Annotated in this window: 5 protein-coding genes and 2 pseudogenes; 6 read left to right on the top strand and 1 reads right to left on the bottom strand. The window is 63.3% G+C overall.

Annotated features, from left to right (window positions below; genetic code table 11):
* Positions 1-200, bottom strand: a 200-nt coding sequence (locus G8767_RS34705; RefSeq protein ID WP_346843068.1) for a general stress protein, incomplete at its 3' end; no start/stop codon positions are given.
* Positions 201-706: 506 nt separating this feature from the next.
* Here G8767_RS34705 and G8767_RS36180 point away from each other — a divergent pair.
* From G8767_RS36180 to G8767_RS34680, 6 genes and pseudogenes are all read left to right on the top strand, one after another.
* Positions 707-1,072, top strand: coding sequence for a hypothetical protein (locus G8767_RS36180; RefSeq protein ID WP_240952999.1), 366 nt, complete (start codon positions 707-709; stop codon positions 1,070-1,072).
* Positions 1,039-1,761: a trypsin-like peptidase domain-containing protein gene (locus tag G8767_RS36670; protein ID WP_346843067.1), complete on the top strand. Its 723-nt coding sequence runs from the start codon at positions 1,039-1,041 to the stop codon at positions 1,759-1,761. The genes G8767_RS36180 and G8767_RS36670 overlap by 34 nt, the downstream gene beginning before the upstream one ends.
* 521 nt (positions 1,762-2,282) lie before the next feature.
* Positions 2,283-2,741, top strand: coding sequence for a hypothetical protein (locus tag G8767_RS36165; RefSeq protein ID WP_240952998.1), 459 nt, complete (start codon positions 2,283-2,285; stop codon positions 2,739-2,741).
* Between the two features lie 5 nt (positions 2,742-2,746).
* Positions 2,747-3,841 (top strand): annotated as a pseudogene (locus G8767_RS34690) (hypothetical protein).
* 406 nt (positions 3,842-4,247) lie between these two features.
* Complete coding sequence (locus G8767_RS34685) at positions 4,248-4,952, top strand: heme peroxidase (protein WP_166814184.1); 705 nt, start codon at positions 4,248-4,250, stop codon at positions 4,950-4,952.
* 361 nt (positions 4,953-5,313) lie between these two features.
* Positions 5,314-5,913: pseudogene (locus G8767_RS34680) on the top strand (uracil-DNA glycosylase); the annotation flags it as partial.
* Between the last annotated feature and the right edge of the window lie 1,265 nt (positions 5,914-7,178).

Here is a 7,178-nt window from a genome sequence, read left to right as displayed (position 1 = left end):
CCGTAGTTCAATCGGCCGACGATCTGCTCGACCAGCTCGATGTCGCGACCGACGATGGCCAGTTTGTCTACCGTGAAATGCTGGTCGGAGAGGTAGTCGACGGCGCTCTCGGCGTCGGCATAGGTGTTGAATGTCGCAATCACCTGGCGTGCAGGTGGGTGTGGACTTACGGCGGAGGTTCCGCCACTGGACTCTGACATCACGCCCCCTCGGCGTCGATGGACTGGGGTTTCGGAGTAGAACTCCCGCTACCAAGACCCTAGCAGCCGAAAGAAATGGGTGAGAGTCTTCACCCTCACGTAGAGGATCAGGACCCAGCGGCTGTTCCTAATCGCTTGGTGCAGAAGAAAACCAGTGACGAATCCTCTTCTTCCAGCTGTCGGATCAGCTCGTACAGTGAAGTCACTAAAGTCCGATTCCTGCGGTTGGGCCGTTCGTGAGCTCAACCGGTTGACTGCCCGACCGGACGCCGAACCGGTAGGCGCAGGCTCGGCTGCACAGTACGGCATGCGAATCGGGCCGAAACAGGCATATCGGTCTTGAAAATAAAAGTAGTACAACAATATACGACTCGTCGCCGCAGCAGCTGAGGCACGCGCACCGCAATCGTCGATGTAGATTTCTATGAGCATGTGACGCGGGTCGGGAGTCGCGGACCACGGGAGGAGACAGGGGTATGTTGATCTGGTGGGCCCACTCGCAGTAGGTGCATGTAGGAGACCGATGTCGTACGGAACCGGTCGCTGATGCGCGTTCCGTCGACCGTACGTTCCTCGATCTGGGTGCCGCTGGTCGCGATCGCGGTCCCCCTCCTCGCGGGTGCGGCGCCTCGGCTCCCACCACCTCGACGCCCCCAGCCGGGCCTGCCGTGGACCTGCCGGCACTGGTCCGGCAGGTGGAGGCCTCGGTCGTCACGGTGCTCACCGGGTCCGGTGTGGGCAGCGGCATCGTCTACAAGACCGACGGCACCATCGTCACCAACGCCCACGTGGTCGAGGGTGCCCGGCAGGTGAGTGTGGCATTGCGGACGGGCAACAGGTGTCCGCGAACGTGCGGGCCGTCGATCGCGTGACCGACGTCGCGGTCCTTCACGCGGACCGCACCGATCTGACTGCGGCGACGTTCGAGACAGCACTGCCAGAGGTCGGCGCGCTCGCCGTAGTCGTGGGCAGTCCACTGGGGTTCGAGGCCACAGTCACCTCGGGCATCATCTCCGGATTGCACCGTCAGATCCCCGGGTCGGCCTCCACCGGGGCGCCGCTGGTCGACCTGATTCAGACCGACGCCGCGATCTCGCCGGGTAACTCCGGGGGTGCGCTGATCGACGGACAAGGGCGGGTCGTGGGGATGAGCCAGGCCTACATTCCCCCGTCGGCGGGTGCGGTGGCTCTGGGTTTCGCCATCCCCGCGGCGGATGTCGTCGACGTCGCAGATCAACTGCTGGCCTCGGGAACCGCCCAGCATGCGTACGTCGGCATTCAGCCCGGCACGCTGACACCGCAGATCGCCGAACAATTGGCGGTCGACCGCACCGACGGTGTCGTCGTCCTCGAGGTCGTCCCGCTCGGTCCGGCTGCGACCGCGGGTATCCGGCCCGGCGATGTCATCACCGCGGTCAACGGCCACGACACCGAGTCGGCGGAGGACTTCATCGCGGCGCTCCGTGCCGTCGACCCGGGCGATCGAGTGGATTTGACCGTGCTCCGCGGCGGCAAGATCCAGCAGATATCGGTCACCGTGACAGACCGCCCCGCCAGCTGAACGACGATGCCTGGAGCGTCCGAAACGGGCGTGGACGCGATCGGTGCTACGGCCCGCCGGCACGTTGCGGGCGGCGCTGGCCAAAATTTTGAACGACGAGGTCACGCTGCGGAAGCAGCGGATCGAGAGCGGCCAGGGTCCTCTGCCGTGATTCCCTCCAGGCGATGTCCGGTCATGGATCCGCTTACCGGGTCTCCAACCACTCCTGACGTGGTGTCAGCCATCCTGATCGCGGCAGAGCACCGGCACGGCCCGTCTCGCTTCGTAATTGGCTGAGGAAATGCCAGGGAGTTCAGACAGATTGCTCTGGCCATGCCGGAGACGAGCAACACGTCCGCAGGTCGCGGCGGCTCACAATGCCACAGGTCTCGAGACCCTAGAAGTGGCCAAATTTCACGCGAGATCGCCACTCGGTGGCCAGTTGGCCATCTGGGTGAGATTGTCTCGGCGTGGCTGCGTGGTGGGAGCGGATAGCGGGTGGATGATCCAACCGAGTACTTCCGATGCGGGGAGATGCCGCGATGGGGAACGCTACGGTCGCTGGGTCGGCGAAACCACGTGCCGGGTCATCGAATCTGGGTACGGCGCAGCTGTCGCGCCGCCACGTAGGCGACGGCGCCGAGGAGATCCGACCACTGGATGAGGTCGCGGTCGATGATGTCGTTGCCTCCGCGCTGTGGCGGACTTTTCGCTGGTATGGAGGTCAGCAGCATTATTCGGGTACCTATTGGACTGCGACCGAGTCCGATCATGTGATCTACGAATCGCGGCTGGAGCTGTCGGCGTCGAACACGGTGGCGTTTACGTGCGAGTGGACCAGGTTGGTGTTGACCGCGCGGGGATGGCAGTACGAGGTGTGGAGCGAGCCGCCTCCGATCGAGCTGGAGAATGTGCGGTTCCTCGCCGGCTATCGCCGGGCGTGGTTGTTCGATCCGGATGTGCTCGACGTGGAGAAGTGTAGTGCGGGAGGGGGTATGTGAAGGCGGTGGATGCGAATGAGCACCTGCAGGGAGGGCAATCCGGTGCGGACGGTGAGCAGGTCTCGGTGCTGTTCATCGCGGATCCGGGCACGCCTGCGGCTCTCGCGGAACGCATCGCGGAGTACCTGCCGCAACGCCTGCGCAGCCCTGGCCGGCTCGAGCGCCGGTGGACGACGTGCGTGCGCCGCAAACCGTACCTCCCCGACGAGCAAGCGGATTTCGCCGATATCATCGACACGGTCGATCCGTCCTCCGAAGAGGAAGACATCGTCGTATACCTCACCGATCTGCCGCGCCGCGAGGACACCCTCCCGGTGGTGGCCGATGTCAGCGCCGACCACAAATTCGCGCTCATCTCGGTCGCCGGAGTGGGCGGCATCCACATCGAGCGCCGCGTCCGCACCATCACCGAACTCGCGATCACCCGCATACTCGGTGAACCGGAACTCACGCCCGGCGCGGCGCGACGGTTTCCGTCTGCGCACACCAAGGACGGCATCCGGTAATTCGCGCCCTCTGGACTGCGGCGACTGCGACTGTTGTCGGGGATGGTGCGCGCCAACCGGCCGTGGCGACTGGTCACCGGACTGTCGAAGGTCCTCGTCGGCGCCTTCGCCACGGGTGCGATCGCGCTGGCCACCAACACGATCTGGTTGTTCGCCGACACGATGGGGCCATGGCGTATGAGTGTGGCGATGATTTTGTCGATCGTGGCGATCATTCTCTGGCTGATCCTCGACCACGAACTCTGGGAGCGGCCGAAGTCGCCGGCGGAACGCGATCGATCGGTGCTGTACAACACCGCGACCGTAGTCACCCTGGTCATCGGCGTCGTCGTCCTGTACGTGGCCCTATTCTCTCTGCTGCTGTTCACTGCGTGTCTCGCTCTTCCCTCGGAACTGCTGTCCAGTGTTCTCGGGCACGGGGTGAACTTCTCCGACTACCTCACGCTCACCTGGCTGCTGGCGTCCATCGCCACCATCGGTGGGGCCCTCGGTTCGGGTCTCGAGGACGACGCCGCCGTCAAAGAGGCGGCGTACGGGGTCCGACAGCGGCAACGCATCGAGGAAACGCGGAGTCGGTCGAACGAGGCGCGATGATCGCGGCCCGGCGAAACATGCGTCCCAACTCAAAAGCGCCGACGAGGTTTGCGATGTACCGTCTGCCGAACCCGCACCGGCACGTCCTGAAACCGGCCCTTGATCGAAACTCGCCGACCAGTACAAACCCGATAGCCCCGTCCACTGATTTTGCCTTCGGGGCGTCAAACGGGCGTCAAACGGGGCAGTCCGAACAAACGGGATCTCGCGGTCGGCTACTCGGAACCAACGCGAAAACACGGGACAGGCAGCTGGTGTGGGCACAGTGTCCGATGAAGAAATGTCATCAGGTTGAGACAGATCGCGGTGGCCATACCGTGAGACCCGACATGAACGCGCATGTCACGGCGTCTCGAAATGTCATCGGCAGCGAGACCCTACACGAAGCACAGATCAGAGGACACACATGCCCACGCCATCAGATGATCGGCTTGAACTCCTCGCGAAGCGCTGCAACGCCGACCTCGGCGATTCTGATCTGTGGTTCCGCCCGGATGGCTACCCGCGCAGCCTTGCTCTGTGCATCATCGACTCGATCGCGTCCACCGGCGCACACTACAACTCCGTCAAAAACGTCCTGAGGCATTACATCGACTTCCGGCAGGCGCAGGGCGGTGATGCCGACACCGACAATGCCGGCGCCCTGTTGGAGACTTTCGACGAACTCGGCGGCCCGAAGGAGTGGGCCGAGATGACGAACAACCGCAAACCGACCTCGACGACCAAAGGTGCTCCGCTCAAGGCTGCGGCTATTCATGAGGCTGCCGGGCGGCTGCGTGAGCTGGGAATCGACAGCACCGACGACCTCCGCGCCGCCGACGCCGACGATCTCGCGAGCGCGAAGAAAGCCTGGGCGCGGGTACCTGGCCAGCGTTCCGGGATCACCTGGAACTACTTCCTGATGCTCGCTGGTACTCCCGGTGTGAAAGCTGATCGCATGGTCATCCGCTACGTCGCCGACGCGATCGGAGCGGTCGCGGAGAATGTGAGCGCAACCGATGCCGCGATGCTCGTGAAAGCGGTCGCCGAAAAATGCGGCCACAACGTCACCCATCTCGATCATGCGATCTGGCGATTCGAATCCGGCCGACCTGTGAACCAACAGAGCTGAGCGCTAGCTGCGGAGCGACCAACTACACGCCTGACCTTCTGAGTTCAGCGATTCTCCGCCAACGGAACATGTCGGCGGGCCGTGCCACTCTTGCTGTGAAACAGGGCGATGAGACTGCGAGTCGCATCTGCGTTGATCGTGTCCGAGCTTCGCGGGGAAAACGACAGGAGTGAGGTTCAGATGAGTGCTGCGAAAAAGGGTTCACCCGCTGAAGGAGTGGTGGAATTCATCGGTTTCGTTGTCTTCTTGGTGATTGTCATCGGAGCGATTGCCACAGCATGTTCATAAACTCTGGCCGGTGGACGAGTTATCTGCTGGGCGCCTGTTTCGAGGAGTACGACGACCATGAATACTCACCATCATGAGTAACGGACGCAACGCCGACCCCACGGTAGTTGTCGAGAAGAAGAACCGTATTCGCGACACTCATGTGGCGGCGTTGAATTCGCTCGCGGACCGTATCGCCGACTCTGTCGGGCTCCCCCACGGACACGTGCCCTACGTGGATCCGGATCTCGGTGGAATCGATGCGCGAGTTCTTGTTCTGCTGGACAACCCCTCCACGAAAGCTGAGGCCGGGACCGGGTCGGGTCTGCTCAGTCTCGACAACAACGACCGCACTGCACGCAACTGTCGCGAAGCGTATGCCCGCGCCGGTATTTCGTGGTCGGACGTGGTGCATTGGAATGTCGTCCCGTTCCCTGTCTCCGGGGTCAAGAACGGTGGTTCGACCCCGGCCGAACGTGCCCGCTCGGCTCAGTGGACCCGAGAGTTCGTCGCGTTGTGCCCGAATTTGGAGATAGTGCTGTTGTTGGGTGTCGCCGCACGGGACGGGTGGGAGCGCGCCGGCATCGAACGCGACGTGTATGTCGTTCCGGGAAACATTCCTCATTGCTCCGATCGTGGCTTGAACTCGGCCGGCGGACGGGAACGATTCGACGCCGCCATCACCGACATCGCCAGGATGCTTTCCACCGGAAACCACCACACCAGCAGAAAGCGGACATCGATGAACGAGACACCCTCGTCGAACAGTTCATTATCAGAGCCCACTCGACCAGGCACTGCTGCAATGGACCTGTTCGAGGGCGCCGGCCCTGGCAGCGAACTCGCTGTCTCCGTCGAGCCGGAAGGCATTCTCGTTGCCGGGGACCCGGAGGTCGTAGCCGGCTACCTCGCGCGCCTGACCGATCTCGCCGGCGAGGCACTCGATGTTTCCGGCGTCAGCACAACCTCGATGGCCAATGTCGCCGCCGCTGCCGTCGGAGCGAAATCTATTGCCGCCCAGGCCGGTCAGTTCGTGCGGTTGTCCCCGGACAGCGTCCAGGCATTGAAGACGTACAAAGCGTTGCCGGGTGACAGCGGGTTCTTCCGAATGACCGTCGTCGACCAAGCAGGGAAGTTCCGTCAGCAACTGCAATGGCAGAAAGTGTCCCTCGGCCCCACCCAAGCACTGTCCTTCCAACTCATCGCGGTGCAGCTCGCCCTCTCGGTGGCCATCGCGTCGGTGAACGAATCGATCGCCCGCGTCGACGGTAAAGTCGAACAACTCCTCGCCCTCGCCCAAGCGTCCCGAGTCGGTGACGTGGTCGGTCATTTCACAACCTTGGATCGGCTCGTCACCACTCTCGACGAACACGGAACACTGCCGACCGCAGACTGGGAATCTGTTGCCGGACTCCGGCCCACCCTGAATGTGACCATCGAACGCCTCCGAGAACACGTCAAACGCACCTTGGCCGGGTTCGATGCCACTCGCCCGGTCCAGGATCGCGCCGACTATCTCCGCCGAGCAATCGAAGAGAACCGGCTCGGCGAATCCCTGCACCTGTTGGTGGTCGGTGAGCAGTCGCTCTATCTGTGGCAGCGGTTGCGGATCGCGCGCGTGCAGGCCACCGAGCCGCAGCATCTGCAGGTGGTGCTCGACGACGCACGCACAGTGCTGGCAGAGCATTTCGAACGCGACGGCGAACTGTTGCTGCACGCGCGGTCGGAACTGTCGAACTTTGCAAAAATGCACCGACTCGACGGATTCCGGTGGGGCGCCGCCCACAATCTCAAACACGACATCGTCAAACTCAAGAACGACCTCGACGACTTCGCGCAGGCACGTGGCAGCCAGGTCATGGGATGGACCGACCACGAGAGTCCCAGCGTCGTCGACGCCCTGGCGGAAGTCGGAAGTCGGGCAGCGTCCGCAGGCAGCGCTGTCGCCGGCGCGGCCGG

The sequence above is a fragment of the Rhodococcus sp. IC4_135 genome, from assembly GCF_011602025.1.
In the GTDB taxonomy this organism is placed as follows: Bacteria; Actinomycetota; Actinomycetes; order Mycobacteriales; family Mycobacteriaceae; genus Rhodococcus_F; species Rhodococcus_F baikonurensis.
The sequence above is the reverse complement of the archived record's forward strand: the minus strand, read 5'-3'. Positions and strand labels throughout refer to the sequence as shown.